The sequence below is a fragment of the Kribbella swartbergensis genome, from assembly GCF_054784135.1.
Genome location: NZ_BAAGPM010000018.1, coordinates 252,691 through 279,147, shown reverse-complemented (window position 1 = coordinate 279,147; position 26,457 = coordinate 252,691). Strand labels below are relative to the sequence as shown.

Here is a 26,457-nt window from a genome sequence, read left to right as displayed (position 1 = left end):
TCCCCAACTTCGTCCCCGCCCCGACGCAGTAGGAGGCAGTTCATGATCCGCTCCCTGGCGGCCGGCGCCCTGCTGGCCGCATCGACTCTCCTGCCGGCCACGCCGGCGTCCGCGTCCCCCGTCGTACCGGAGGCCGCCGCCACACCCGCCGCCGCCACTCCGGTCTCGATCAACGGCCAGTTGCGCGTCTGCGGCACCAAACTCTGCAACCAGTACAACCAGCCGGTCCAGTTGCGCGGGATGAGCACGCACGGGATCCAGTGGTACTCCCAGTGCCTCAAGACCGCCTCGCTCGACGCGCTCGCCTACGACTGGAACGCCGACATCCTGCGCATCTCGCTGTACGTGCAGGAGGGCGGCTACGAGACCAACCCGCGCAAGTTCACCGACATGGTGCACAACTACATCGAGGAGGCGACCCGGCGCGGCATGTACGCGCTGGTCGACTGGCACCAACTCGACCCGGGGGACCCGAACTACAACCTGTCCCGGGCCAAGACGTTCTTCACCGAAATCGCCGACCGGCACAAGGACAAGAAGAACATCATCTACGACATCGCCAACGAGCCGAACAACGTCAGCTGGGCAGGGATCAAGTCGTACGCCGAGCAGATGGTGCCGGTGATCCGGGCCAAGGACCCCGACGGCGTGATCTTCGTCGGCACCCACGGCTGGGCCTCGCTCGGCGTCTCCGACGGCCGGAGCGAGTCCGACATCGTCAACAATCCGGTCCGGGCGTCGAACCTGATGTACACGTTCCACTTCTACGCCGCATCCCACAAGCAGGAGTACTTCGACGCGCTGTCGCGGGCCGCGGACAAGATCCCGCTGTTCGTCACCGAGTTCGGCACCCAGACCTACACCGGTGACGGCGGCAACGACTTCACCTGGTCGCAGAAGTACCTGGACTTCCTGGCCGGCAAGAAGATCGGCTGGACCAACTGGAACTTCTCCGACGACTTCCGCTCCGGTGCGGTCTTCAAGCAGAACGTCTGCGCGGGCAACAGCTTCACCGGTACGTCGGTCCTGAAACCGGCCGGCGTCTGGGTCCGCGACCGGATCCGCACACCCGACAACTTCCCGACCGGCGGCGCCACCCCGGGCGCCACCGTCGATGTCAGTACGGCGGCCCAGCTGAAGGCGGCGCTGGCGAACGCCAAGCCGGGTGACACGATCAAGCTTGCCGACGGCACCTACACCGGCAACTTCAGGACCACCGTGTCCGGCACCTCGTCCGCTCCGATCACGCTGACCGGCTCGCCGAACGCCGTACTGAAGGCCGGTGGCGGCTACGGGCTGCACCTGAACGGCTCGTCGTACTGGAACGTCCGCGGTATCACCGTGACGGGCGGCCAGAAGGGCATCATGATCGACCGCGCCACCCGGGTCACCATCGACGGCGTCACCGTGCACGGCCTCGACATGGAGGGTGTGCACTTCCGCAACAGCAGCACGTACGGCGTGATCCGCAACTCGCGCATCTACGACACGGGCAACGACGGCCGCGGGATGGGCGAAGGGGTGTACGTCGGCAGCGCCGGCGGCACCTCGGACAAGTCCGACCATGTTCAGATCCTCGACAACACGATCGGGCCGGAGGTCGGCGGTGAGGCGATCGACCTCAAGGAGGGCACCACCGGCGGACGGGTCGCCGGCAACCGCTTCGACGGACGCGGGCTGACCGGCGCGAACTACGACGACAGCTGGGTCGATGTCAAAGGCAACAACTATGTGATCGAGAACAACACCGGCAGGAACACCACGAACAACGGGTTCGAGACGCACACCCAGCAGTCCGGCTGGGGCTGCGGGACGGTGTTCCGCGGCAACAGGTCCGACCTGACCGGCGCGACCGGAAGTGGGCGGTACGCGTTCAACATCACCAACTACCACCCGTCCAACTGCAAGGTCACCATCGACCGCACCAACACCGTGACCGGGGGCCGCGCCCTGACCAACCCCGGCATCCCGATCAGCTGACCGCCCATCAGCTGGCCCCGACGAGGACCCGGAGCTTGGCTTCGGTGTCCTCGTCGGCGGCGGTGTAGACGATGGTGCGGACCTGGCCGAGCTGTGACAACCACAGGTTGACCGGCTCGACCCGCAGCAGGCCGGCCTTCGCATGCTCCAGCACCTTGACCCGAGTGCTCGGCGCGGCCACTTCGTACCTCTCCCACAGCTCCGCGAACAGCTTCGAGCTCGCCAGCAGCCGCCGTGTCAGGTCCTGCCACTCCGGCTCCCCCAGGTGGTCGGCCAGCGCGGCGCGGTAGCCGGCGACCATGTGCACCTTCAGCAAGTCCGACTCCACGAAGCTGCACCGCCACTCGTGCGAGACGAACGTCAGCCAGAGCATGTTCCGCTCCTCGACCGGGACCGCCCGGATGTCCAGGACCACGTCGCAGTACGCCTGGTTGAAGGCGAGGACGTCGTAACGCGCGTTCAGGACCAGAGCGGGGTACGGCGAGACGGCCTCGAGCATCTTCCGGACCGACGCGGGGAGAGCGTCGGACTCGCCTCTGGGCGGGCCGAGCCGCAGGCCGGCCAACGTGTAGAGGTGGTTGCGCTCCTGCCGGTCCAGTTTCAGGGTGTTCGCCACCGCCTCGAGCACCTGCGCGGACACGTTGATGTCGCGCCCCTGCTCGAGCCACGTGTACCAGGTGACGCCGACGCCGGCCAGCAGCGCGACCTCCTCCCGGCGCAGCCCCGGCGTCCGTCGACGCCCGCCGGGTGCGAAGCCGACCTCCTCCGGCTGGATCCGCTCCCGCCGCGTCCGCAGGAACAACCCGAGCGCCCGCCGCTGCTCACCCTTGTCGACAGCACCCGCGCTCCACGCCTGGGGCTCAGCCGGCTCGCTCTCTCCGGCCACGCGGCGACCCGTCGGACGAGAACTGTCGGCGGTGGCTGGAACAGTGGTCATGGTTCCATACTGCGCCGGACCGCATGCTGGTGCCAGGTGGTGTGAATACCAGGATAACCAGGCTCTCACCACCAGGATGCCGCAGCGCGCAGGGTGGAGGCATGACAGACCAGCTCCAGGCCACCACCACCCCGGCCACCGGCCGGCGGCGTGCCGCCGCGTCGCCGTTGGGGCCGGTGGCACTCACCACCTTGCTCTTCGGCGCCTTCCTGCCGATGCTCTCGTTCTTCATCATCAACGTCGCGCTGCCGGCGATCGGCTCGGACCTTCACGCGACGTCCGGTGAGCTGCAACTCGTGGTCGGCAGCTACGGCATCGCGGTCGCGACGCTGCTCGTAGTCGGAGGCCGCCTCGGCGACGGGTTCGGCCGCAAACGGCTGTTCCTGATCGGCCTGAGCGGCTTCACGATCATGTCGCTCGTCTGTGCGATCGCTCCCACCATCGGCGTCCTGCTGGCGGCGCGCATCGTCCAAGGTGCGGCTGCCGCCGCAATGACCCCGCAGGTCATCGCCTCCATCACCAGCCTGCTGACCGGCGAGCATCGCGCCCGCGCCATGGCCATGTACGGCGTTGCGGGCGGGGCGGCGGCCGCGCTGGGCCAGATCCTCGGCGGCGTACTGGTCGAGGCTGATGTCTTCGGGCTCGGCTGGCGGGCGGTGTTCCTCGTCAACGTGCCGGTCGGCCTCCTGGCCCTCGCTGCCGCGGTCCGGCTCATCCCCGAGACCAAGGCAGACCAGGCACACCGCGTCGATCTCGTCGGCGCCACGCTTCTCGCACTGACCTTGGTGCTGCTGCTCCTGCCACTCACCGAAGGCCGACCGCTCGGCTGGCCGCTGTGGACGTGGCTCTGCCTCGCAGCGACAGTTCCCGCCGTCGCGGTGCTCGGTGCACACCAACACCGGGCCGAGCGGTCCGGCCAGGCGCCACTGATCCCGCCGACAGTCCTGCGCCTCCGGGCGATGCGGATCGGTCTGCTGCTGGCCGTCGCGTTCTTCACCACCTTCGGCGGCTTCATGTTCGTCTTCGCGCTCGCCACTCAGGGCGAGGCTCGCATGTCCCCGCTGGAAGGCGGTCTGAGCCTGCTGCCGATGGCGATCGGCTTCCTGATCACCTCGATCTACGGTCCCCGCCTGCAGCAGCAGTACGGCGCCGGCCTCATCGTCCGCGGCTGGATCATCCAGGCAGCCGGGTACGGCGTACTCGCCGTCGTCGCCCTCACCCTGTGGCCGGACGTGAATCCGTGGACGCTCGCCGTCCCGATGCTGATCGCCGGCTTCGGCAGCGGACTGGTCATGGTGCCGCTCATGGGCGTCGTGGTCAGCCAGGTCCCACCGGCCCAGGCGGGACTGGGCAGCGGCATCCTCCTCACCAGTCAGCAGACCTGCCTCGCACTCGGTGCGGCCACCGTCGGTACGGCGTACCTCGCGCTGGCAGGCACGTCGTGGGGCCAGGGCGGGGCACTCGCCGCGGTGGCGCTGTCCATCACCGCCGTGTCCCTGCTGATGACTCCGATCACCCACGGACTCCGGTCCTCGCGAGGCTGACTGGTTTGAGGTGGCCCGGCGCCCCGGTCTTGACCGGGGCGCCTTGTCATGGCACGGTCTCAGGAATCAGAAATCGATTTCCCTCACCGGCCGGTCCCTCGCCGCGGACCGCCGCCCGCCGCCGAAGGGGCCGACCGATGACGACCGAACCGGATGTGCAGCCGATCGACCACTGCTGCGGAGGCGACGGCTGCTGCTCGCCCACCGGCCTCGACCGACGCCGGTTCCTGGCCCTCTCGACCATCGCCACGGCCGGCGGCATGCTCGGCCTGCGCGGTCAGGCAGCCGCCGCGATGGGCGTGCCGGTGGACCAGATCGGCGTCGTACCGGCCGACAAGGGCCTGACGGCCGAGCAGCTCAGCTCCCTCGCCAGGCGCGGGGCGCCCACCCGGTACAGCGGGGCCGCGCTGAAGCACATCGGGATGCCGGTCGGCGGCGCGACCGCAGGCCGCGTCTACCTCGGCGGCGACGGCCGGCTATGGCTGTGGGACGTCAACAACCCGGCGGCCGCGGTGTCGTCCGGCTGGGTCGGCGGCACCTACAGCGACCCACTAGAGCCCACCTCGCCGTTCCGCCAAGGTTTCGCGATCCGCACCACGTCCCGCGGCCGGACCCGCACCCGCGCCCTCGACTCCACCGGGTTCGACGACGTGACGTTCACCGGCCCTTACCCCCACGGCGATGTCACCTACGCGGACGACCAACTGCGGGTCGACCTACGCGTCTACTCCCCGTTCGTCCCGACCAACCTCGACGACTCGTCCCTGCCGGCGACCGTCCTCAGCTACACCGTGCGCAACACGTCCAAGAGCACCGTCGAGGCGACTCTCGCGGGCTGGAGCGAGAATCCGGTCTGCCTCGAGTCACGCCGTGAGCAACCCACCCTGCTGCGTTCCGCCGCCGTCCCGAACGGTGTCCAGTTCTCCGCGGCGCCCGGCGAACTCGATCCCGATCCGCAGCCGGACATCCTGTTCGAGGACTTCGAAGGGACCTCGTACGACGGCTGGACGGTCGAAGGAACCGCATTCGGACCGGGCCCGGTGACGCCGGAGTCGACTCCGGAGCACTTCCGCCGATTCGGCGACCTGAAGATCCACGGCACCCGGTTCGTCACGTCGTACGCTTTCTGGCCCGGGGGCGGTTACGACGCGCCGACCGGGAAGCTGACCAGCCGCGAGTTCACCATCGAGCGCGGCTACATTACCGCCGGGGTCGGTGGCGGCCACTGGAGTGGCGAGACGTCGGTCGACGTCGTTGTGGACGGTCAGGTGGTCGCGTCGGCCTCGGGCAAGGACATGGAACCGCTGAGCCTGCGGGTGTTCGACGTACGGCGCTGGCGCGGGAAGCGGGCGCGGATCCAGATCGTCGACGCGAACACCGGCGGCTGGGGCCACATCAACTGCGACCACATCGTGTTCACCGACCGCCCGCCGGTGCGGCCGATCGAGTCCTTCCCGGACCACGGCACGTTCGCGCTGTCCACGCTCGCGCGCCGGGCCGACGTCGTACCGTCGCTGGCCTCGGCAGACACAGTCGACGCGATCTTCGACAGTGCGGCGGGGTCCGGTCAGGTCGATGCCGCGGACGGCACGATCACCGGCGCCGTTCGGGTGCCACTCGTCCTCCGGCCGGGTGAGTCCGCCACCGTCGACTTCGTCGTGGCCTGGTACTTCCCGGTGCCGCGCGACGGGCAGTTCGCCGCACTCGATGGCGCGGCGGACCTGCGGCACCACTACGCCACCAGGTTCGGCTCCGCCGCCGAGGTGGTGGACCACGTCCGCCGCAACCATCGCCGCCTCGAAGCGGCCACGCGTCGCTGGGTGGAGACGTGGTACGACGACTCGACGCTGCCGCACTGGTTCCTCGAGCGGACGTTTGCGCCGGCGTCGACCGTCGCCACTACCACGTGCTACCGCTTCTCCAACGGCCGCTTCTACGCCATGGAAGGCGAGTACTGCTGCGAGGGGACCTGCCAGCACGTGTGGAACTACGCCCAGTCCGTCGCGCGCATCTTCCCCGAACTGGAGCGCGACGTGCGGGAACGCGTCGACCTCGGGATCGCGTTCCACCCCGACACCGGCGCGATGGACTACCGCGGCGAGTACGCGCGCAACGTGGTGGCCGTCGACGGCCAGGCCGGGACCGTTCTGCGGATCTTCCGCGAGCACCAGATGAGCGCCGACTCCTCCTTCCTGCAGCGCACCTGGCCGCGGATCAAGCTCGCGATCGAGCATCTGATCGGCCGCGACGGTACGCCGCCGAACGGCGTTCTGGAGGCCGAGCAGTACAACACCCTCGACGCTTCCTGGTACGGCGAGATCCCCTGGATCACCGGGTTGTACATCGCCTGCCTGCACGCGGGCGCGGCGATGGCGACCGAGATGGGTGACACGGCCTTCGCCACCCGGTGCACGCAGCTCGCCGAGGCCGGATCGGCGTACCTGGTCAGTCACCTGTGGAGCGACGAGTACGGCTACTTCTTCCACAAGCTCGATCCGTCCCATCCTACGTCGACCAACTCCAACCGCGGGTGCTTCGCGGACCAGCTCTACGGGCAGACGTACGCGCACCAGCTCGGGCTGCCGGCCGTCGTACCGGCCGCGAAGGCCCGGTCCGCGCTGACTGCGGTGTTCCGGAACAACTTCGTCTCCGACCACGAGGCGTTCCGGGCCGGGGTGAAGATTCCCGGCGGCCGGTGGTACGCCGAGCAGGGCGAAGCCGGGTTGCTGATGTGCACCTGGCCGTTCGGCGGCGACGCCGAGGCGCCGGGCGGTGGCGATCCCGGATTCGTTGCCTACCTCAACGAAGTGTGGACGGGACAGGAGTACCAGGTCGCGGCCGGGCTGTTCGCGGAGGGGCTGGTCGACGAGGCGCTGGTGCTGACCCGGGCTGTCTTCGACCGGTACGACGCCACGAAGCGCAACCCGTACAACGAGATCGAGTGCAGCGACCACTACGCCCGGGCCATGATGAGCCACGCGGTCTACCTGGCCGCCCTCGGCTACGACTACCACGGTCCACTCGGTCGTCTCGGTTTCGCGCCGAAGTTGACGCCCGACAAGTTCCAGGCGGCGTTCACCGTCGCCGAAGGCTGGGGCTCGTACCGGCAGATCCGATCCGGGTCGAAGCAGGTCAGTTTGATCGACCTCCGCTACGGGCGGCTGCGGCTGACCACGCTGACCTTCGAAACGGCTGCCCCGGCGCGAGCGGCCCGTGTGCGGCTCGGCCGTCGTACCGTTCCGGCGGAGCTCCGGACTGACGGCACGAAGGCTACGATCACCCTCCAGGACCCGGTGGTACTGGCCGCCGGCGATCGCCTCGAGGTGTCATTCACCTGACCAGTGCGACGGACGGGCCAGGGCGGCCGGGAGCTTGGTGCGCGCGTCGCCCTGGGCCGCATTGAGCTGCGCCTGGGTGAGGAAGAGGGCGCCGGTGAGGTCGGCGGCCGCAAGGTTGGTGTCACGCAGGTCGGCACCGATCAGATCCGCCCGGCGGAGGTCGGCGTCGCGGAGGTCGGCGGCGATCAGGTAGGCACCGCGCAGGTTGGCCGCGTGGAGGTCGGCGCCGCGGAGGTTCGCACCGATCAGGTCGGCTCCCCGTCGTTCCTTCTTCTTGGGTTGCCTGCCACGGACGAGCCGGCTGGTCTCCAGCAGCAACTCGTTGACCGCCGCGCGTTCCGCGTCCACGTCCACGGTGGTGAGGTCCGCCGTACGACTGACCCGCTCGACCCGGTCGAGCGCATTACGAAGGCCCGCGTGGATCGGCCGGGCCGCCTTGTACTCGAGGGCTTCGGTCAGATACCAGAGCAACTCGTGTAGCTGTCGCAGGACGGGCAGAGCCGCGAACATCTGCTGCCCCGGCTGCTCCCGCCAGCTCTTGCCCGCCCGGCGGGAGATCTCCTGACCGGCGCCGAAGCAGTCATAGACGGTGCAGCCCGCAAACCCGCTGGAACGCAACCTGCTGTGGATCGTGCAGCGGAACTCGTCACTGAGATTCGGACAGGGGTCGCCGACGGCCTTGTCGATCGCGAAGTCCGCCGACCGGCTGAACGTCAGCGCGACACAGCACAGGCCGAAGCAACTGCCGCAGTCCGCGCGAAGGTCGGCTCTGCGCGACAACGGGTCACTGTCAGTTCTGTTCGGCAACCGTCTGGCCGGTGCGGCGCCAGCGGATGCCGGCCTCGATGAAGTCGTCGATCTCACCGTCGAACACGCCGGAGGTGTTGCCGGACTCGTATTGCGTGCGCAGGTCCTTCACCATCTGGTACGGGTGCAGCACGTACGACCGCATCTGGTCACCCCACGACCCCTGCACGTCACCGCGCAGCGCGTCCAACTGGGCCCGCTCCTCGGCCTTCTTCAGCGCGAGCAGCTTCGCCTTCAGGATCACCATCGCGCTGGCCTTGTTCTGCAGCTGCGACTTCTCGTTCTGGCAGGACACCACGGTGCCGGTCGGGATGTGCGTGATCCGGACCGCGGAGTCGGTCGTGTTGACGCTCTGACCACCCGGTCCCGACGACCGGTACACGTCGATCCGCAGCTCTTCCTCGGGGACGTCGATCTCGTCGGTCTGCTCCAGCACCGGGACCACCTCGACCGCGGCGAACGACGTCTGCCGGCGGCCCTGGTTGTCGAACGGCGAGATCCGGACCAGCCGGTGCGTGCCCGACTCCACGCTCAAGGTCCCGTACGCATACGGCGCCTTGACCGCGAACGTGGTGGACTTGAGCCCGGCCTCCTCGGCGTACGACGTGTCGTAGACCTCGGTGGCGTAGCCGTGCCGCTCGGCCCAGCGCAGGTACATCCGCTGCAGCATCTCGGCGAAGTCGGCGGCGTCGACACCGCCGGCGCCCGAACGGATCGTGACCAGCGCCTCACGCTCGTCGTACTCGCCCGACAGCAGGGTGCGGACCTCGAGGGACTGGATGGCCTTGCCGAGCGACGCGATCTCCTTCTCCGCCTCGGCCAGGCTGTCGGCGTCGTTCTCCTCGCGGCCCAGCTCGATCAGGGCGCCGAGGTCGTCGATCCGGCCGCGCAGCGCGGTCACCCGCTCCACGTCGGCCTGCAGGCTGGACAGCCGCGACGTCACCTTCTGCGCGTTCGCCTGGTCGTCCCACAGGTCGGGCGCGGCGACCTGCTCGCCGAGGTCGGCGATCTCCTTGCGCAGCGCAGGGAGATCGAGCACCTTCTCGATCGAGGTCATCGTCGCGTCGAGCTGCTTGAGTTCGGCGTCAAAATCCAGTCCAGCCACAACCAAGCAGCGTACCTGCTTGTGCGTGGTTGCCGTTAAATCCGGCCCGTACCGCCGGCCTCGTCGGGAAGTGATTGAACACGCTCTGTAGTCACCACAAGGTTTCAGCGGATGGGGACGACGGCGGCGGCTTCGGCGGAGATGTCGGTGGAGCCTTGCCAGCCGGGCGGTTCGAAGGGGAGGTCGACGGTCGCGGTGAGGCGGACGGTGACCGTCGTACCGTTGACGTCCGCCGACCAGTCGAGGGCGTCGAACCTGTTGCCGGCGGCAACCTGGTCGAGGTACTCGGCGGTCAGCCGGCGAGCCTCGTCCGGGTCGATCTCGGCGTTCCCGTCGGCCGCGGGCTGGGCGTAGATCGCCGCGAGGCCGTTCGCCGCGGCGAGTACGGCGCCGTCCGCGGTCGCGTCGAGGTCCCGCCGTACCAGGAAGACCTTCGAGATGTCCGTCACCACGACGATCATCAGCAGGATGATCGCCATGAACCCGATGACCAGAACGGTCATCTGACCCTGCTCGCCGGCCCGCCGGGTCCGTCTGCTCATCCGTTGCCCTTGGCTTCGCGATAGTCGCCGTACGGCTCGGTGTGGGACGCGCTGATGTGGACCGCCGGGGGTTCGCCGCCGAGGGCGTCGGGGATGAGAGGCAGCGGTACGGCGGTCTCGAGCGTGACGGTGACAGTCGAACCCGGCTCGAGGCATGCGGGATCACAGGTGATGCTGAGTTCGCCGGAGCTCAACTCCATCCCCTGGTCCTTCATCGCCAGTCGCGCCGCCTCGAACGCCCGCGCCCGCGCCTCGTCCTCAGACAATCCGGCGGGCACGATGATGAACGCCCGCCCGGCCGCTCGTGTCGCCGCCGTAGCCCCGTACGACGCCCGCTGCACGTCGAACACCGCCAACATCACGTAAACCAACGGCACCATCAACAACAACGCCAACCAGGAAAACTCCACCACTGCACTCCCCCGCTCATCCGCGGGCCGGAAGATCCACCCGGCACGACGCAGGTGACACACCAACACGCTTGCCGCACGAGGCATGCGGCCCTGGCCGCAACGCAAGCGGCGGCGGCGGTCGGCGGCGGGTGATCTCATTCGCCGGTCTCCTTGACGGCGTGGCCTTCGATGGTGAAGTCGATGCCGGGTCCCCACAGGCCGAGTGGTGGCATGTGTGCTTTCACCACGACCTGTACTCCGGGCTGACCGTCGATGTCGATCTCCTCGGCCGACACGGAATCGATCAGGTGGTCGTTCACCACCCCGTCGACGAGTTCGCGGGTCCGTGCCTCACCGTCGGCCGGTCCCCGATTCAGCACCGCGGCGTAATGCGCCCCCTCCGACGCCGCAGCCGCCACGGTGTTCCGCACGTACAGGTACAACCCCACCTGCAGAATGCCCAGGAACAAAGGCACCACAAGCATCGACACCAGCACAAAGTCGACCACCGCCGACCCATGCTCTCCGCGCCTTCGCAGGGAACGTCCTAGCGGCAGGCGTCTTACCACCGCGGAGCGCAGCGCCGCAAGGCGGGATGCTGAGTGGTGCCGAGGGGTCACTTGTTGGTGACGGAGTTCAGGGCGTCCTGGAGCATTCTGGACAGCTGCGGGCCGGCGACTGCCCAGATGGCGACGACCAGGCCGGCGGTCATCACGGTGATGAGCACCCAGCCGGGGACGTCGCCGCGTTCCTTTCGTGCCGGGCGGGGGGCCAGGACCAGCGCCACGAACAGTTTGGTCAGCAGTGAAGGCATGAACTCTCCTCAGTTCATCCGGCGATCAGCCGGATTCCGACAGCGCCTGGATAGAAGGCGAAAGCGATGGTCACCGGAAGCACCAGGAACACCACCGGGATCATCATGGCGACCTCCCGGCGCGCGCCGGATTCGATCAGTTCCCGCCGCCCGGCCTCACGAATGTCACCCGCTTGAGCTCGCAGTACGTCGGCCAGTGGCGTACCGCGTTCGAGGGCGACCGCCAGGCCGTCCGCGAACCGCGACAACGCGAGCAGGCCCGTCCGGTCGGCCAGCCCGTCGAGTGCGCGGACGAGCGTCTCACCGGCGCGGGTCTCACCCAGCACCCGCTTCAGTTCCTCGGCGAGCTCGCCTCGGCACGACCGCGCGACCCGGTCGAGCGCGGCGGCCGGACCTTCACCCGCCGCCACCGACAACGCCAGCAACTCCGCGACGGTCGGCAGCTCCGCGAGGAGTCGCCGTTCGCGACGTCGTACCTGCGAGGTCAGATAGGTGTCGCGGGCAAGTACTCCGACGACGCCGAGCAGACCGCAGAACAGCAGCATGCCGACCGGGTTCCCGACGCCGAACGACAACGCGACGATCGAGACGACGAGCGCGAGCCCGAAGCACGCCGCGCCCCAGAGCAACTGCTCGATCCGGAACTCCTCGACCGTTCGCTCGATCCCGGCCCGTGACAACCGGCGGCGGATCGAGCCGGCGCCGCCGAGCAACCGCTCGAGCCGGGTCGCACCGGCCCGCAGGGTCGGCCCGAACAGCCGCAGGATCGCGTAGAACGGCGACCCGGAGTCGGCCACGCCCAGAAACACATCCGCCCCGCCGAGGTCCCGCAGGTAGGGGCCGACGCGCTCGTCCACGGACGGCTTGCGAAGGAACGGCAACCGGCGCACCACCAGCAGCAGACTGGCCCCGAACGCCGCACCAACCACCGCTCCCAACACCATCGGACTCACCGCCGCCTCCCACTCGGTGCAGGCCCGGCGTACGGCGCCTCGCCGGTGGGCCGGCGTAGTGGGACGGCTGGGGGTGTCGGGTGGGTGTTCATCGGAGGACTCGTTCGGGTTCGGGGAGGCGGCCTATGCGGAGCATCAGGCGGTAGGCGATGACGCAGACGACGGCGCCGATGGCGATGATGAGGGCGCCCATCGGGGAGTTGTAGCGCTGGATGACGTCGCCCTGGAACGACAGCAGGGCGAGGACCAGCCAAGGGGCGGCCACGGCCACCCGGGCGCCGTTGACGGACCAGGACTGGCGGGACTCGAGCTCGGACCTGGTCCGGGCGTCGTCACGCAGGAACATCGACAGCGACCGCAACAACCGGCCGAGATCGCCACCGCCCACCTCGCGGGCGATCCGCAGCGCCTCGACCACCCGGTCGCCGACGGGATCCGCGAGCCGCGCCTTCAACCGGTCGAGCGAATCCGCGAACCGCCCCGTCGACGCGTAATCCGCCCCGAACCGCCGGAACGGCTCGCGCAACGGCAACGGGCCGCGCTCACCCACCTGGGCCAGCGCCTCCGACAGCGACAACCCGGCCCGCACCGCCGACGCGATGTTGTCCACCACGTCCGGCCACAACTCCCGGAACTCGGCGAGCCGCTTCCGTGCCCGGCTCCGCAGCACCGCGACCGGCAGCCCACCGGCCATCAACCCGAACACCACACCAACAGGCCAGGCTCCCGACACCACGAACATCAGCACGGCCCCGACCACACCCGTGATCGCGCACGCACCGATGAACGCACCCGGCGTCACGCCCTCGACCCCCGCACTCGCCAGCAGATCGCGGCTCCGCGCCACCAGCCGCCCGTCACCCATCGGCCGCTCATCGGCAGGCGTCACGAACGTCCAGATGATCAGCAGCAGACCGATCCCGAAGAACAGTCCCAGCAGGAGCCCCATCAGCGCACCCCTCCCGGCAACTCGGTGAGCAGACCCGCCACCGAGTACCCGGCCTGCTGGAACCGCTCCGGATGCGGCAGTTGCCCCTCCGCCCGCCGCAACTGCCCGTCGTACGTGCCGAACACCGTCTCGGTCTCGATCGCCTGCTCCTCGATCCGTCCGCTGACCGCCACGATCTCCCGCACCCGCCGCTGCCCGTCCGCCCCGATGCCCAGATGGACGACCAGATCCACGCATCCGGCCACGGTCGGCAGCACGAACCGGGAACCGATGTTCTCGCCCGCGAGCAGCGGCAGCGTGCACATCTTCGTCAAGGCTTCACGCGCGGAGTTCGCATGGATCGTGCACATGCCGGGCAACCCGCTGTTCAACGCCAGCAGCAGATCAAGGCACTCCTCGCCCCGGACCTCGCCGACGATCACCCGCGACGGCCGCATCCGCAGCGACTCCTTGACCAGGTCGCGCAACCGGACCTCGCCGGTTCCTTCGAGACCGGCCTGCCGGGTCTGCATCGACACCCAGTCGGGGATCGGCAACTTGATCTCGAAGACCTCTTCGCAGCTGATCACCCGCTCGCTGCCGGGGATCGACCCGGCCAAAGCGTTCAGCATCGTGGTCTTGCCGGCCTGCGTCCCCCCGGAGACCAGGATGTTCAGCCCGACCCGGACCGCGGCGTCCAGCACCGCGGCCGCGTGCGGCGTCAGCGATCCGAGCGCGACGAGGTCGCTCAGCCGGGTCGCGCGCACGGTGAACTTGCGGATGTTGATCGCCGCGTGCTTCTGGGTGATCCCGCCGAGCACGATGTGCACCCGGCTGCCGTCCGGCAGCCGCGCGTCCGTGAACGGCTGCGACACGTCGATCCGCCGGCCGGTCGTCTTCAGCATCCGCTCGACCAGGTCGCTGACCTCCTCCTCGGTCAGCACCGTCGTGGTGAGCTCGTGCCGGCCGTCGCGGGCGATGAACACCCGGCTCGGCTCGTTGATCCAGATCTCCTCGACCGCCGGGTCGTCGAGGTAGCGCTGCAGCGGGCCGAAGCCGGCGACCCGGTCGTGCACCTCCCGGCTGACCGCCTCGAGGTCGCCGATCGGCGGCACCAGACCGGTCAGGCTGCGCTCGTCGTACTCCCGGACGACCGTCGCGACGATCGCGCTGACCGCGGTCGGGTCACGGAGCGGATCGATCCCTTCGCGGCGTACGACGTCGCGGACCTGGGCGTCGATGATCTCGACGGCACCGTCCCAACCCGCCCGGCGCGCGGCGAGTCTGTCGGTAGTCATCGGTCTCCCCGTGTGTGTCCCGTCTGGCGACCACCCGGTCACCATGCGCGACCATCCTTTCAACCCTGATGCCGCCGCTGCCACCCGCTCTCAGCGGCCTGTGGATACCGTGCCACACCGAGGGCTCACCGAGCGTATCCGCACTCTCACCCGGGGTCCACCGGATTGCAACTTGTTGCAGTGGGCCTTGACAACGGCGGGTGTAACGCGGCCGCAGGGACGTGGCGTCGAAGAGGATGAGGCCACGACGGAAAGGCAGTGATGGGATCGACGACGGAGGATTTCGAGGAGTTCGCCCGGGCGCGGACACCTCATCTGTACCGGACGGCGTGGTTGCTGGCCGGCGATCGGCATCATGCCGAGGACCTGGTCCAGGAGACGCTCGCCAAGATGTTCCGCGCCTGGCGAGGGCTGCGGCGGATCGACAATCCGCCCGCCTACGCGCAGACGGTGCTGGTGCGGACGTTCGTGTCGCAACGGCGGCGGCGCAGCTGGACCGAGCAGCCGACCTCGACGGTGCCCGAGCGGGCCGAACGCGCGGGCGACGCCGACCTGCGGGTGGCGCTGCAGAACGCGCTGGCCGAACTGGCTCCCCTGGATCGTGCGGTGCTGGTGCTGCGGTTCTTCGAAGATCGCAGCGTCGAACAGGTCGCGCTCGATCTCGGCAAGAACGCCGGCGCGATCAGGACCAGGACGTCCCGGGCGCTCGAGCGTCTGCGCGCCGTCCTGGGCGACGACGCCGTCCACCTGATCGCTCTCTGACCGAAGGACACCGATGAACAACCTCAACGACACCCTGCCCGACCTGATGCGCCGGGCCACCGAGAACCTCGAGCCGGAATCCACCGACCTGGTCGAGCGCGGCATGCGACGAGGGGCCGCACTGCGCCGCCGCCGCACCCTGCTGCGGTCCGCCACCGGCGCCACCGCGGCCTTGGCGACCGCCGCCGTGGTCGTCACCGGAACCCAGTTGTTCGGCAACGACGCCCAGCAGCAGCCTCCGACGGCGGGGGCTGCTGCCACAACCGCGAGTACGACGGTCAAGGCACCGGTCACGCAGAAGGAGACACTGCAGACACTCGTCGAACTCCTGCCGCCGCACCTGAAGGTCAAGACGACCGACACCTGGGGTGACCCGGGGTTCAACGGCGCCGCGGTCGTCGTCGACGACGGCAAAGGCGCCGCCAAGCTCTCTCTCGGAGTCAGCGGGCCAGGCCTGGACGGAACGTGCCATCAGCCCGAGCCGGGTACGTGCACATCGCGACCGGACGGCTCGAAGATCACCGTCCGCGCGAACGAACCCACCTACGGCCAGGGCAACCCGGGCGGTGTGCTCAGCAACTCGGTCACGGTCAACCGTGCGGACGGCACCGCCATCAGTCTGATCAGCTTCAACGCCCCCGAGGAGAAGGGGGTCGAACACAGCCGGCCCGCTCCGGTGCTGTCGGTGGCCGAGCTGACCAAAATCGTGGACAGCAAGCTCTGGCGTTTCCCGCCCAAGCAGCCGATCCCGACCACCGGCCCCAGCAAGCCGGACCTCAAGTCGCCCGGCGCCGGGAAGCCGGCGGTCCCGGTGCAGCAGACGCTGCAGACCCTGAAGAAGGTGCTGCCGAAGAACCTGCAGGTCACCAGTCCGGAGACCTGGGGCGGCGGCTCCAACGGCTACAACGGCGCCGCCTTCGTCGTCAACGACGGCAAGGGCCTGTCCCGGATCGATGCGTTCGTCACGATCGAGGCTCCGGTGACCAAGTGCCCGGCCGAGGCCGCAACCACGTCGTGCACGGTGCGGTCGGACGGTTCGGTGGTCAGCTGGACGAAGGAGGCCCCCGAGTACACCGACGCCAGGCAGGCGGCCGAAGGTGTCGTCAGCAACCTGGTTCAGATCCGCTACCCGGACGGCCGTTCGATCAGCATGACGAGCTACAACGGCCCGCAGCAGAAGGGCGCCAAGCACACCCGGCCGAAACCGGCGTTCAGCGTCGACCAACTGCTCACGATGGCCGGCAGCAAGAGCTGGAAGTTCCCCGGCACCGGCAAGTAGGGATGCTCGCCCTCGTCCGCCGCTGGTCCTCTGAGGGGTGGGTCAGCGGTGGACGAGGGTGTGTTCGAACGAATAGCGGCTGGCCCGGTAGAGGTGCGAGCCGTACTCGACAGGCTGCCCGTGGTCGTCGTACGTGATCCGGGTGGTGGCCAGCAACGGGCAGCCCGGCTCCTCGGACAGCAGACCGGCCTGCTCCGGCGTTGCGGGTACGGCGGAGATCGTCTGGTGCGCGACCTTCAGACGAACACCCGCCGCCCGCAACAGCTCGTAGAGCCCTCGCTCGGCCAAGGTGGCTGGGTCCGTGTCGAGCAGTTCAGGTGGCAGCCAGTTGCGCATGATCGCCAGCGGCTCTCCGTCCGCCCGGCGCAACCGCTCCAGTTTGAGCACTCGGTCGCCCTGCTCGCACTGCAGAGCGGCGGCCACCTCCGCAGACGCCGGACTGATCCCGAACCGTAGTACGTCGGTCTCCGGCTTCCGGTGCGCCGCCGCCAGGTCGTCGTACAAGCTGGTGAGTTCGAGCGAGCGCCGTACCTGGCCCGAATTCCCGACCACCTGGGTGCCGACGCCGCGCTTGCGGACCAGCAGCCCCTGGTCGACCAGGCGCGCGATCGCCTGCCGCACCGTCGGCCGGCTCAGCCCGTACGCCTCCGCCAGGTCCACCTCGTTGCTCAGCCGCGAGCCGACCGGCAACTCGCCGCCCTGAATCGCCGCTTCCAGCTGCTGCGCCAACTGCACGTGCAACGGCGTACGGCTGTTCCGATCGACCCGGACCTGCACGGTACTCATGCGCACATCCTGAAGCCTCGACCCGGATCCGTCGACCCACCGGATGGATTTGATCAAGTCCGGATCACGGGCAGCCGGTGTCGCGAGCGGGTGCCCGTCAGGCAGGATGGCGCGTTCGGCCCCGGGGCCACGCACTACCCTTACCGGCGGAACGCGCCCACTCAGACGACCCGCCGTACGCCGCCCGTACGGCCGTCCATCGAAGGAGAAGGCATGGAACCGCTGCGTATCGGGATTCTCGGGGCTGCCCGGATCGCCGGCCGGGCGATCGTGGAGCCGGCCCGGGTGACCGGAGCCCGGCTGGTCGCGGTGGCGGCCCCGGACGCCGGCCGCGCCGGGGCGTTCGCGGCGGAACACCAGGTCGAACGGGTGCACGCGTCCTACCAGGACGTGTTGGACGACCCCGAGGTCGAGGCGATCTACAACCCGCTGGCCAACGGCCTGCACGGACCGTGGAACCTGCGGGCGATTGCCGCAGGCAAGCATGTGCTGACCGAGAAGCCGTCGGCCAGCAACGCCACCGAGGCGGCCGAGGTGCGCGACGCCGCCCGTGAGCGCGGTGTGGTGTTCATGGAGGGCTTCCACTACGCGTACCACCCGGTGATGCGCCGGCTGCAGGACCTGCTCGCCAAGGGTGAGCTCGGCGACCTGCAGCACGTCGAGGCAACCATGGTGATGCCTCCGCCGCCGGACACCGACCCGCGCTGGTCGCTGCCACTCGCCGGTGGTGCCGTGATGGACGTCGGCTGCTACGCGATCCACGCGCAGCGGATGCTCGCGCCGTACGCCGGTGGTGCGCCCAAGCTCGTCAGCGCACGCGCCGGTGAACGCAAGCGGCTGCCGGGGGTCGACGAGTGGCTGAACGCGGATCTCGAGTTCCCGAGCGGCGCGACCGGTGCGGTCCGGACCAGCATGGCCGCCGAGAACGTCGAGTTCAGCCTCAAGGTCGTCGGCACGCGTGGTGAGGCGTTCGCGCCGTTCTTCGTGCTGCCGCAGAACGACGACCGGGTGATCGTGACGACCAAGGAGGACACCTGGGTCGAGCACCTCGGCACGCGGACGTCGTACACGTACCAGCTGGAGGCGTTCGCAGCGGCGGTCCGCGACGGCGCGTCCGTGCTCACCGACGCGGACGACGCGCTGGCGACGATGGAGCTGATCGACGCCTGCTACCGGGACGCCGGGATGTTGCCGCGGCCGGTCTCCACGCTCTGAGCACGTACGGCGGCCGCGTGAGCGAACGCCTGGACGAACGGGTGCGGCCGGGTGCCGTCGCCGGACAACTCGGGCTGGAACAGCGTCGCCAGGAAGAACGGGTGCCCCGGTAGCTCGGCGATCCGGGGCGCACCGTCGGCGTCGTACGCGCTGAAGACCACGCCGTGGTCCTCGAGCATGCTCTGCCGCGCGGGATCGAGCCCGTACGAGCAGTGGTAGCGCTCGGTGGAACGCTCCCCGCCGAGCAGCCGCCCGGCCAGTGTGCCGGCCCGCACCTCGACCGTGGCCTCGTGACCGTCGAGGGAGCACGCGAGCGGGACGATCAGGAGGTCGTCGCCGTCAGGCGTGTTCTCGGCATGCTGTACGCCGGTCGCACCGCAGACGTTGCGCGCATACTCAAGCATCGCGTGCTGGAACCCGCCGCAGGTCCCCAGGAACGCGATCCCCCGCTCACGCGCCGTCTGGATCGCGCTGATGGCGCCGGCCTCGCTGCGGTACGGACTTCCCGGAAGCACCCAGATCCCGTCGAAGGCGTCCATCGCGTCCACCTCGTCGGTGGGGATCCAGTACACGTCCAGGTCGAGGCCTTCCCGCTCGCGCAACCGGTCGAGCAGTTGCGGCACCCGGTGATGTGAGCGGACCTGCGGCGAACGGTCGCCGACCAAGGCGATCCGGGCGGAGTACGCGTGAGTCGTCATGGGCTCATCCTGCGCGGCGTACCCGGATCAGCACCAACGATGATCTCTGCATCCTCGATAAGCGATACTGATCGGCGTGGATCCGCATCTGCTCCGCACCTTCATCGCGGTGGCGACGAACGGTTCCTTCTCCGCCGCGGCATCCGACCTCGGCTACACCCAGTCGGCGGTCTCACAGCACATCGCCACCCTCGAGAACTCGCTCGGCGCCGCGCTCCTCACCCGTCGGCCGGTCGCTCCGACTCCGGCGGGCCAGCGCCTGCTCGAGCACGCCGGAGCGATCCTGCTCCGCATCGAGGCCGCCCAGGCCGACGTACGGCGGGTGGTCGGCGAACCTCCCGGTGAGATCGTCTTCGCCTCCACTCCGCTGGCCGGTGCGACCCGGGTGGCCCGGGCACTGACGCAACTCAGGCAGTCCAGGCCGGGGATCGCGGTGACCTTCGAGGTGGCTCGCCGCGACGAGGTCGCGCGCGGCGTGGCGTCCGGCGCGTACCACCTCGGCCTGGTCGACGGGATCGCCGCGCCGAGCGATCCGTTGAAGCTCCCCGACGTCGGGTTGCTCCGCACGTCCGCGGTCGCCCAGGAGCCGCTGGCCGTCGTACTGCCGGACGATCACCCGATGGCCCGCCGCAAGCGGCTCGGGTTGTCGGCGTTGGTCGACGCCCGATGGATCGACGCACCTATGGTGAGTGCGTCGCTGGAGGAGTTGCGGGCGGCTGTCGAAACCGATGCTCTCCGGCCGGCGCTCGTGTACACCGGCGCGGACCTGCTCACCCTGCTCGACCTGGTTGCCGCAGGCCACGGCCTCGCCGTACTGCCGGTCACGATCGACGTCCCGGCAGGTGTCACCAAGGTTCCCGTCGGCGCACCTCGGCTCGTGCACCGGACGGAACTCCTGTACGGCCACCTCGACGGACCTCGAGCCGCCGATCTCGCCGCCGCACTCACCGCCCCGGCGAACCGTCGTACCAGTTGACTTCAGTCCGGTACGACGACGGCCGGGACGGTCGGCGGCTACTTCCGCGCCTGTTTGGTGGGCGGGATGATGGCGCTGTCGCTGGGCGGGGCCTTGGGCTTCTTGGGTTGCTTGGGCTTGCGGACCTCGCGTCCGCCTTTGTTCTTCGACATCACGCACTCCTGGGCTTGACGGCGGGCTCAGTGGCCGGCTCGACGACTGCGGACAGGCCAACGGCCTTCGTACGCCGCGGTACTCCTCATGCCCCGGGGGTTGCCCTCGACGCTACACCCAACCAGCCCCAAAAGCCCGGGCTAGTCGTGGGTGGGGAAGCCCAGGTTCAGGCCGCCGTGGGACGGGTCGAGCCAGCGGGACGTGACGACTTTGCCGCGGGTGAAGAAGTGGACGCCCTCGGTGCCGTGGGCGTGGCTGTCGCCGAAGAGCGAGTTCTTCCAGCCGCCGAACGAGTAGTACGCCATCGGCACCGGGATCGGCACGTTGATGCCGACCATCCCGACCTCGACCTCGTTCTGGAACCGGCGCGCCGCTCCACCGTCGTTGGTGAAGATGGCGGTGCCGTTGCCGTACGGGTTGGAGTTCACCAGGTCGAGGGCGGCGTCGTACGACGGGAGGCGGACGACGGACAGCACCGGCCCGAAGATCTCGTCGGTGTAGATCGACATCTCCGGCGTCACCTTGTCGAACAGCGTCGGGCCCAGCCAGAACCCGTCGTCGGCTCCGTCGAACTCGCCGTTGCGGCCGTCGACGACCAGGTCCGCACCTTCCTCGACGCCGGCCGCGACGTACCCGGCGACCTTGTCGCGGTGCGCGCCGGTGACGAGCGGGCCCATGTCGCAGCCGCGGGTGCCGTCACCGGTCCGCAGCGTCGCCATCCGCTCCTTGATCTTGCCGACCAGTTCGTCGGCGATCGGCTCGACCGCGACCAGCGCCGAGATCGCCATGCACCGCTCGCCCGCCGAACCGAAGCCGGCGTTCACCGCGGCGTCGGCGGCCAGGTCCAGATCGGCGTCCGGCAGCACGACCATGTGGTTCTTCGCACCGCCGAGCGCCTGGACGCGCTTGCCGTGCTTGGTGCCGTTCTCGTAGACGTACCTCGCGATCGGGGTCGACCCGACGAACGACACCGCCTTGATGTCGGGGTGCTCGAGCAGCCGGTCGACGGCCTCCTTGTCGCCGTGGACGACGTTGACCACACCGTCCGGCAGCCCGGCCTCCTTCCAGAGCTCGGCCATCGCGTTCGCGGCCGACGGGTCCTTCTCGGACGGCTTGATCACCACACTGTTGCCGCAGGCGACCGCGATCGGGACGAACCACATCGGCACCATCGCCGGGAAGTTGAACGGCGAGATGACCGCGCAGACGCCGAGGGGCTGGCGGATCGAGTACACGTCGACCTTCGTCGAGACCCCCTCGCTGTACCCGCCCTTCAGCAGGTGCGGGATGCCGCAGGCGAACTCGATCACCTCGAGGCCGCGGGTCACCTCGCCCACCGCGTCGGACAGCACCTTGCCGTGCTCGGCGGTGATCAGCTCGGCGATCTGTTCCTTGCGCTGGTTCACCAGCTCGCGGAAGGCGAACAGCACCTGGGTCCGCTTGGTGAGCGAGGTCTGCGCCCACGCCTTGGACGCCTCGTGGGCGACCTTCACGACCTCGTCGACGGTGGCGGCCGAGGCCAGGTCGAGCTCGCCGGTCACCGCGCCCGTCGCGGGGTTGTAGACCTTGCTGGTCCGCTCGGCGACGCCGGTCCAGTAGCTGCCGCCGACCAGATGGGTGATGCGCTTGATGTCAGTACTCACGATGCGTCCTTACTGCGTTGGTGACGGGGTGGCAGGTGGTCCGGGTCATCCGAGGACCTTCCGGCGGTCGGCGAGGTCGACGTCGACAGGGCGGCCGGTGCTGAGGGACTCCAGGCCCGCCTCGCAGACAGCGGCCGCCGCATAGCCGTCCCAGGCACTCGGACCGTCGATCTCACCGCGTCCCGCGGCGTCGACCCAGCGCTGCACCTCGATGTCGTACGCCTGCTCGAAGCGGACCCGGAAGTCGGCCGGTAGCGCGCCGCCCCACCGACCGCCGGCGCGGGTGAAGAGGCCCGAGCCGAGACCGATGGTGGCGCTGCCGCGCTCGGCGACTGCCTCGCACCGGACCTCGTAGCCGACCTGGAAGTTGACGAACACCTCGACGTCGGCGATCGCGCCGCTCGCCAGCTCGAACACCGCGAGCTGCGGATCCAGCACCCCTTCGCCGACCAGGCTGCTCGGCGTCGGTGTGTGCACGGTGATCCGGGTGATCTCGTCGGCGAACAGCCAGCGGGCGACGTCGACCTCGTGCACGAGGGAGTCACGCACGATCATCTCGCTGCGGAACGTCTCCGGGACCGACTTGTTCCGGTGGACGTTGTGCAGCAGCAGCGTGCGGCCCAGTTCCCCCGAGTCGAGCAGCTGCTTCAGAGCGGCGTACTCCGGATCGAACCGGCGCATGAAACCGACCTGGATGAGCGGCCGGCCGAGCTTGTGCTCGGCCTCGACCACGCCGAGCGACGACGCCGCGTCCATGGTCAGCGGCTTCTCGCACAACACCGGCTTCCCGTGTTCGAGGCAGGCGAAGAGCTGCTCGGCGTGGGCGAACCCGGGTGAGGCGAGGATCACCGCGTCCACCGCGCCGTCGGCGATCAGCGCCAGCGGGTCCGCGAACACCTGGACGCCGCCGATCGCCTCCGCCACGGCCGTCGCCCGCGCGGCGTCCGGATCGGACACCGCGACCAGGCGCGCCCCGGCGGTGCGGCGGGCGACCCGCTCGGCATGGTCGGCGCCCATCACCCCGACGCCGACGATCCCGATCCGCAGATCGGTCATGGGGCCTCCCGGCCTGGACTGAGGAGCGGAGGGAGCCCGGTCATGGGCCCCCCGGCCTGGACTGAGGAGCGGAGGGAGCGAAGCGACCGAAGCGACGAGGGAAGGCCGGGAACCAAGGCCCCAGGACCCGCCGCGCCGGACGGCGCGGCAGTCAGCACAGCGACTGGAGCGACGAGGGAAGGCTGGGAGCAAGAGCCCCAGGACCCCGCCCGCGCCGGAGGCCCGGTCATGAGTACTGTCATGCGTCCTCCTTCTTCTCCTGTTCAGTGTCCTCGGCCGGCTCGGCCTGTCCATCCCGTACGGCGGAATTCGCGACCTGAGCCGGATCGACGACGGCGCCGGCGTCGATACCCCGGAGCTCGTGGCTGAGCGCCTCCAGCTCCGACCCACCGGCCATCTCGGTGGTCAGCTGCTCCAGCGTGATGTCGGCCCGATGGACGTCCAGCGCGACCCGGCCGAGTTTCAGTACGACGAAGTGGTTGCCGACCAGGTAGGCGTGGTGCGGGTTGTGGGTGATGAAGATGACGCCGATGCCCGCGTCCCGCGCCTTGACGACGTACTTGAGCACCACGCCGGACTGGTTCACGCCCAGCGCCGCCGTGGGCTCGTCGAGGATCAGCACCTTCGCGCCGAAGTAGATCGCCCGGGCGATCGCGACGCACTGCCGTTGACCGCCGGACAGCTTGCCGACGGGCTGCTCCAGGTTGGGGATGGAGATCCCCATCTTGGTCAGCTCCTCCTGCGCGATCCGCTTCATCCTGGCCGAGTCGAGCAGGCCGAACGGGCCCTTGGTGATCTCGTTGCCGAGGAAGAAGTTGCGCCAGACCGACATCAGCGGCGCCAGCGCGAGGTCCTGGTAGACGGTGGCGATGCCGCTGTCGAGCGACTCGCGCGGCGACGAGAAGTGCCGCTCCTCGCCGTTCACCGACATGGTGCCGGAGGTGTAGTCGTGCAGGCCGGCGATGATCTTGATCAGCGTCGACTTGCCCGCGCCGTTGTCGCCCAGCACGCAGGTGATCTCGCCCTGCCGGACCGACAGCGACACACCCCGGAGCGCCTGGATGTTGCCGTAGTTCTTGCCGACGTTCTCCAGGTGCACGATCGGCGTGGTCGGGCTGGTGGTCGCCTCGCTGGCGAAGCTCCTCGTCGTGGTCATCGCGCTTCCGCCTTGTTCTTGACGACGAGGTTCACGATGGTTGCCAGCAGCAACATCGCACCGAGGAAGGCCTTGAACCAGTCCGGGTTCCAGCCGGCGTACACGACGCCGAGCTGGACCATGCCGAAGATCAGCGCGCCGATCGCCCCGCCGACGACCGAGCCGTAGCCGCCGGTGAGCAGGCAGCCGCCGACGACAGCCGCGATGATGTAGAGGAACTCCTTGCCGACTCCCTCACCCGACTGCACCACACCGTTCTGCACGAACAGCAGTTGCATGCCAGTGAACCAGGCGAAGAAGCCGACGGTCATGAACAGGCCGATCTTGACCTTCTTCACCGGTACGCCGACCGCCCGGGCCGCCGCCGCGTCGCCGCCGACCGCGAAGATCCAGTTCCCGACCTTCGTTCGCAGCAGCACCCAGGCGGCGATGGCGACGAACAGGATCCACCAGACGATGACGATCTTGACGGTGATCCCGCCCAGCTTGAACTCCGACGCGAACAACGCCCTGGCGGAGCTGAACCCGTCCATGTCGCTGATCGAGTTCGACGCCACCGCGCCGGAGGTCAGCCGGGTCACCGCGATGTTCAGGCCCTGCAGGATGAAGAAGGTGCCCAGCGTCACCAGGAAGCTGGGCAGGCCGGTCCGCATCAGCAGCCAGCCATTGAACAGGCCGATCAGCAGCGACAGCACGAGCGCGACCACCACCCCCACCCACACGTTCAGGCTGAGCTGGTAGGCGAAGATGCCGGCCGTCAGCCCTGAGGTGGTCACCGCGACCCCCGCCGACAGGTCGAACTCGCCGCCGATCATGAGCAGCGACACCGGCACCGCCATCACGCCGATCAGCGCGGCCTGGTACAGGATCGTGCCCGTGTTGTTGACGTCCCGGAACGGTGCCGCCGTGACCAGGAAGAACACCAGGATCACTGCCGCTCCGACGAGCGACCCGATCTCGGGACGGCTCAGCAGGCGGGCACCGATCGACCGCGCGGAGACGCGGTCGTCGGCGGCCACAGGTGACGTGATGGTCGATGCCATGGCGCTACCTCAGCGCGTCCCGGCGGCGGCGAACTTCTCGACCGCCTCGATGTTCGACTTGTCGATGAAGGCCGGCCCGGTCAGCGTCGCCTCACCGCCGCCGATCGTGTCGCCGTTGGTCTTGTAGAGCCAGATCGCATCGATCGCCAGGTAGCCCTGCAGGTACGGCTGCTGGTCGACCGCGAACTGCACCGTGCCGTCCTTGACCGCCTTGGCCATCTCCTTGCTCATGTCGAAGCTGCCGATCTTGGCCGACGACCCGGCGTCCTTGGCCGCCTGAACCGCGGTCAGGGCGATACCGGCGTTCAGCGCGACCACGAAGTCGGCCGTCTTGTCCTGCTGCAGCTTGGACGTGAGCGTCGCCTGGGTGCCCGGCTGGTCGGTGCCGTTGACGTTCACGTTCTCGACGGCGGGGAACCTGTCCTTGATGCCCTGGCAGCGCGCCTCGAGGCTGACGTTGCCCTGCTCGTGGATGACGCAGATGACCTTCTTCGCGCCGAGTTGCTTCAGTTTGTCACCGGTCGCCTGACCCGCGATCCGCTCGTCCTGGCCGAAGTACCCGAGTGCGCCGGTGGTCTTCCAGACGTCCAGGCCGCCGTTGAGGACGGTCACCGGGATGCCGGCCGCGATCGCCTTCTTCACGTTCGGGATCACCGCGTCCGGCTTGTTCAGGGTCACCGCGATACCGTCGACCTTGGAGTCGATCGCGGTCTGCACGAGGTTCGCCTGAGCGGCTCCGTCCGGATCGGAGGAGTACTGCAGCTCGATGTTGTCCTTCTTCGCGGCCACCTCCGCGCCGCGGCGGACGATGTCCCAGAAGGTGTCGCCGGGACCCGAGTGGGTGATCAGTGCGACCTTCATCCGCGGGGTGTCCGCGACGTTCCCGGAGCCGGAACCGGCGTTCTGCTCCTCCTGCTTGCCGCCGGACGAACTGCACGCGGCGAGCGCCACGACCACGGCGAGTGCCGCCCCCGCGGCCGCAACCTTCTTCTGCCACCGAACCATGACTACAACCAGCCTTTCAGACGATCCGCGGGTCGCCCCGCGGTGTT

Annotated in this window: 24 protein-coding genes; 7 read left to right on the top strand and 17 right to left on the bottom strand. The window is 69.1% G+C overall.

What is annotated here, in order from left to right; genetic code table 11:
* Nucleotides 1-42 precede the first annotated feature (42 nt).
* Nucleotides 43-1,980 (top strand): cellulase family glycosylhydrolase, encoded by a 1,938-nt coding sequence (locus tag ACYVOK_RS16660; protein WP_460663336.1) that lies wholly within the window; start codon nt 43-45, stop codon nt 1,978-1,980.
* A gap of 7 nt (nt 1,981-1,987) precedes the next feature.
* On the opposite strand, the gene ACYVOK_RS16655 is transcribed toward ACYVOK_RS16660, so the two are convergent.
* Nucleotides 1,988-2,917, bottom strand: a complete 930-nt coding sequence (locus ACYVOK_RS16655; RefSeq protein ID WP_460663335.1) for a helix-turn-helix transcriptional regulator — start codon at nt 2,915-2,917, stop codon at nt 1,988-1,990.
* Between the two features lie 101 nt (nt 2,918-3,018).
* Between ACYVOK_RS16655 and ACYVOK_RS16650 the strand changes: the two genes are divergently transcribed.
* Nucleotides 3,019-4,461 (top strand): MFS transporter, encoded by a 1,443-nt coding sequence (locus ACYVOK_RS16650; RefSeq protein WP_460663334.1) that lies wholly within the window; start codon nt 3,019-3,021, stop codon nt 4,459-4,461.
* Between the two features lie 137 nt (nt 4,462-4,598).
* Nucleotides 4,599-7,799, top strand: a complete 3,201-nt coding sequence (locus ACYVOK_RS16645) for a GH116 family glycosyl hydrolase (RefSeq protein WP_460663333.1) — start codon at nt 4,599-4,601, stop codon at nt 7,797-7,799.
* Here ACYVOK_RS16645 and ACYVOK_RS16640 read toward each other — a convergent pair.
* The 9 genes from ACYVOK_RS16640 to ACYVOK_RS16600 all read right to left on the bottom strand — a co-directional run bounded on the left by ACYVOK_RS16640 (nt 7,788) and on the right by ACYVOK_RS16600 (nt 14,638).
* Nucleotides 7,788-8,579: a pentapeptide repeat-containing protein gene (locus ACYVOK_RS16640; RefSeq protein ID WP_460663332.1), complete on the bottom strand. Its 792-nt coding sequence runs from the start codon at nt 8,577-8,579 to the stop codon at nt 7,788-7,790. The two genes, ACYVOK_RS16645 and ACYVOK_RS16640, sit on opposite strands and share 12 nt — an antisense overlap.
* A 10-nt stretch (nt 8,580-8,589) precedes the next feature.
* Nucleotides 8,590-9,711, bottom strand: a complete 1,122-nt coding sequence (prfB, locus tag ACYVOK_RS16635; protein WP_460663331.1) for a peptide chain release factor 2 — start codon at nt 9,709-9,711, stop codon at nt 8,590-8,592.
* Nucleotides 9,712-9,815: 104 nt separating this feature from the next.
* Nucleotides 9,816-10,253, bottom strand: coding sequence for a pilus assembly protein TadG-related protein (locus ACYVOK_RS16630; protein ID WP_460663330.1), 438 nt, complete (start codon nt 10,251-10,253; stop codon nt 9,816-9,818).
* Entirely contained in the window at nt 10,250-10,663 is a 414-nt protein-coding gene (locus tag ACYVOK_RS16625) for a hypothetical protein (RefSeq protein ID WP_460663329.1), read from the bottom strand. Before ACYVOK_RS16625 ends, ACYVOK_RS16630 begins: the two co-directional genes overlap by 4 nt.
* Before the next feature lie 137 nt (nt 10,664-10,800).
* Complete coding sequence (locus ACYVOK_RS16620; RefSeq protein ID WP_460663328.1) at nt 10,801-11,154, bottom strand: TadE family protein; 354 nt, start codon at nt 11,152-11,154, stop codon at nt 10,801-10,803.
* Between the two features lie 107 nt (nt 11,155-11,261).
* Nucleotides 11,262-11,459: a hypothetical protein gene (locus tag ACYVOK_RS16615; RefSeq protein ID WP_460663327.1), complete on the bottom strand. Its 198-nt coding sequence runs from the start codon at nt 11,457-11,459 to the stop codon at nt 11,262-11,264.
* A gap of 14 nt (nt 11,460-11,473) precedes the next feature.
* A complete protein-coding gene (locus ACYVOK_RS16610; RefSeq protein ID WP_460663708.1) occupies nt 11,474-12,403 on the bottom strand; it encodes a type II secretion system F family protein in 930 nt (309 codons plus the stop codon).
* 97 nt (nt 12,404-12,500) lie between these two features.
* On the bottom strand, nt 12,501-13,361 hold the full coding sequence (locus tag ACYVOK_RS16605; RefSeq protein WP_460663326.1) for a type II secretion system F family protein: 861 nt from the start codon (nt 13,359-13,361) through the stop codon (nt 12,501-12,503).
* Nucleotides 13,361-14,638: a CpaF family protein gene (locus ACYVOK_RS16600; RefSeq protein WP_460663325.1), complete on the bottom strand. Its 1,278-nt coding sequence runs from the start codon at nt 14,636-14,638 to the stop codon at nt 13,361-13,363. The genes ACYVOK_RS16605 and ACYVOK_RS16600 overlap by 1 nt, the downstream gene beginning before the upstream one ends.
* A 261-nt stretch (nt 14,639-14,899) precedes the next feature.
* On the opposite strand from ACYVOK_RS16600, the gene ACYVOK_RS16595 reads away from it, so the two are divergent.
* Both ACYVOK_RS16595 and ACYVOK_RS16590 read left to right on the top strand, forming a co-directional pair.
* Nucleotides 14,900-15,400: a SigE family RNA polymerase sigma factor gene (locus tag ACYVOK_RS16595; RefSeq protein ID WP_460663324.1), complete on the top strand. Its 501-nt coding sequence runs from the start codon at nt 14,900-14,902 to the stop codon at nt 15,398-15,400.
* Between the two features lie 13 nt (nt 15,401-15,413).
* The gene (locus ACYVOK_RS16590) at nt 15,414-16,679 is read left to right on the top strand and encodes a hypothetical protein (RefSeq protein ID WP_460663323.1); all 1,266 of its coding nucleotides are present in this window, start codon (nt 15,414-15,416) and stop codon (nt 16,677-16,679) included.
* A gap of 42 nt (nt 16,680-16,721) precedes the next feature.
* On the opposite strand, the gene ACYVOK_RS16585 is transcribed toward ACYVOK_RS16590, so the two are convergent.
* Complete coding sequence (locus ACYVOK_RS16585; protein ID WP_460663322.1) at nt 16,722-17,465, bottom strand: GntR family transcriptional regulator; 744 nt, start codon at nt 17,463-17,465, stop codon at nt 16,722-16,724.
* Nucleotides 17,466-17,678: 213 nt separating this feature from the next.
* Here ACYVOK_RS16585 and ACYVOK_RS16580 point away from each other — a divergent pair, with 213 nt between their 5' ends.
* Nucleotides 17,679-18,680 carry a Gfo/Idh/MocA family protein gene (locus tag ACYVOK_RS16580; RefSeq protein ID WP_460663321.1) on the top strand — a complete coding sequence of 334 codons (1,002 nt, stop codon included), beginning with the start codon at nt 17,679-17,681 and terminating at the stop codon, nt 18,678-18,680.
* Here ACYVOK_RS16580 and ACYVOK_RS16575 read toward each other — a convergent pair.
* Nucleotides 18,635-19,378, bottom strand: a complete 744-nt coding sequence (locus ACYVOK_RS16575; RefSeq protein ID WP_460663320.1) for a CTP synthase C-terminal region-related (seleno)protein — start codon at nt 19,376-19,378, stop codon at nt 18,635-18,637. The genes ACYVOK_RS16580 and ACYVOK_RS16575 overlap by 46 nt on opposite strands.
* 76 nt (nt 19,379-19,454) lie before the next feature.
* Between ACYVOK_RS16575 and ACYVOK_RS16570 the strand changes: the two genes are divergently transcribed.
* Nucleotides 19,455-20,354, top strand: a complete 900-nt coding sequence (locus ACYVOK_RS16570) for a LysR family transcriptional regulator (RefSeq protein WP_460663319.1) — start codon at nt 19,455-19,457, stop codon at nt 20,352-20,354.
* 293 nt (nt 20,355-20,647) lie between these two features.
* On the opposite strand, the gene ACYVOK_RS16565 is transcribed toward ACYVOK_RS16570, so the two are convergent.
* The 5 genes from ACYVOK_RS16565 to ACYVOK_RS16545 form a co-directional block, all read right to left on the bottom strand.
* Nucleotides 20,648-22,150, bottom strand: a complete 1,503-nt coding sequence (locus ACYVOK_RS16565; protein WP_460663318.1) for a CoA-acylating methylmalonate-semialdehyde dehydrogenase — start codon at nt 22,148-22,150, stop codon at nt 20,648-20,650.
* 45 nt (nt 22,151-22,195) lie between these two features.
* Nucleotides 22,196-23,206 (bottom strand): Gfo/Idh/MocA family protein, encoded by a 1,011-nt coding sequence (locus ACYVOK_RS16560; protein ID WP_460663317.1) that lies wholly within the window; start codon nt 23,204-23,206, stop codon nt 22,196-22,198.
* A 238-nt stretch (nt 23,207-23,444) separates the two neighbouring features.
* Nucleotides 23,445-24,362: an ATP-binding cassette domain-containing protein gene (locus ACYVOK_RS16555; protein WP_460663316.1), complete on the bottom strand. Its 918-nt coding sequence runs from the start codon at nt 24,360-24,362 to the stop codon at nt 23,445-23,447.
* A complete protein-coding gene (locus ACYVOK_RS16550; protein WP_460663315.1) occupies nt 24,359-25,405 on the bottom strand; it encodes an ABC transporter permease in 1,047 nt (348 codons plus the stop codon). The genes ACYVOK_RS16555 and ACYVOK_RS16550 overlap by 4 nt, the downstream gene beginning before the upstream one ends.
* 9 nt (nt 25,406-25,414) lie before the next feature.
* On the bottom strand, nt 25,415-26,410 hold the full coding sequence (locus ACYVOK_RS16545) for a substrate-binding domain-containing protein (RefSeq protein WP_460663314.1): 996 nt from the start codon (nt 26,408-26,410) through the stop codon (nt 25,415-25,417).
* Between the last annotated feature and the right edge of the window lie 47 nt (nt 26,411-26,457).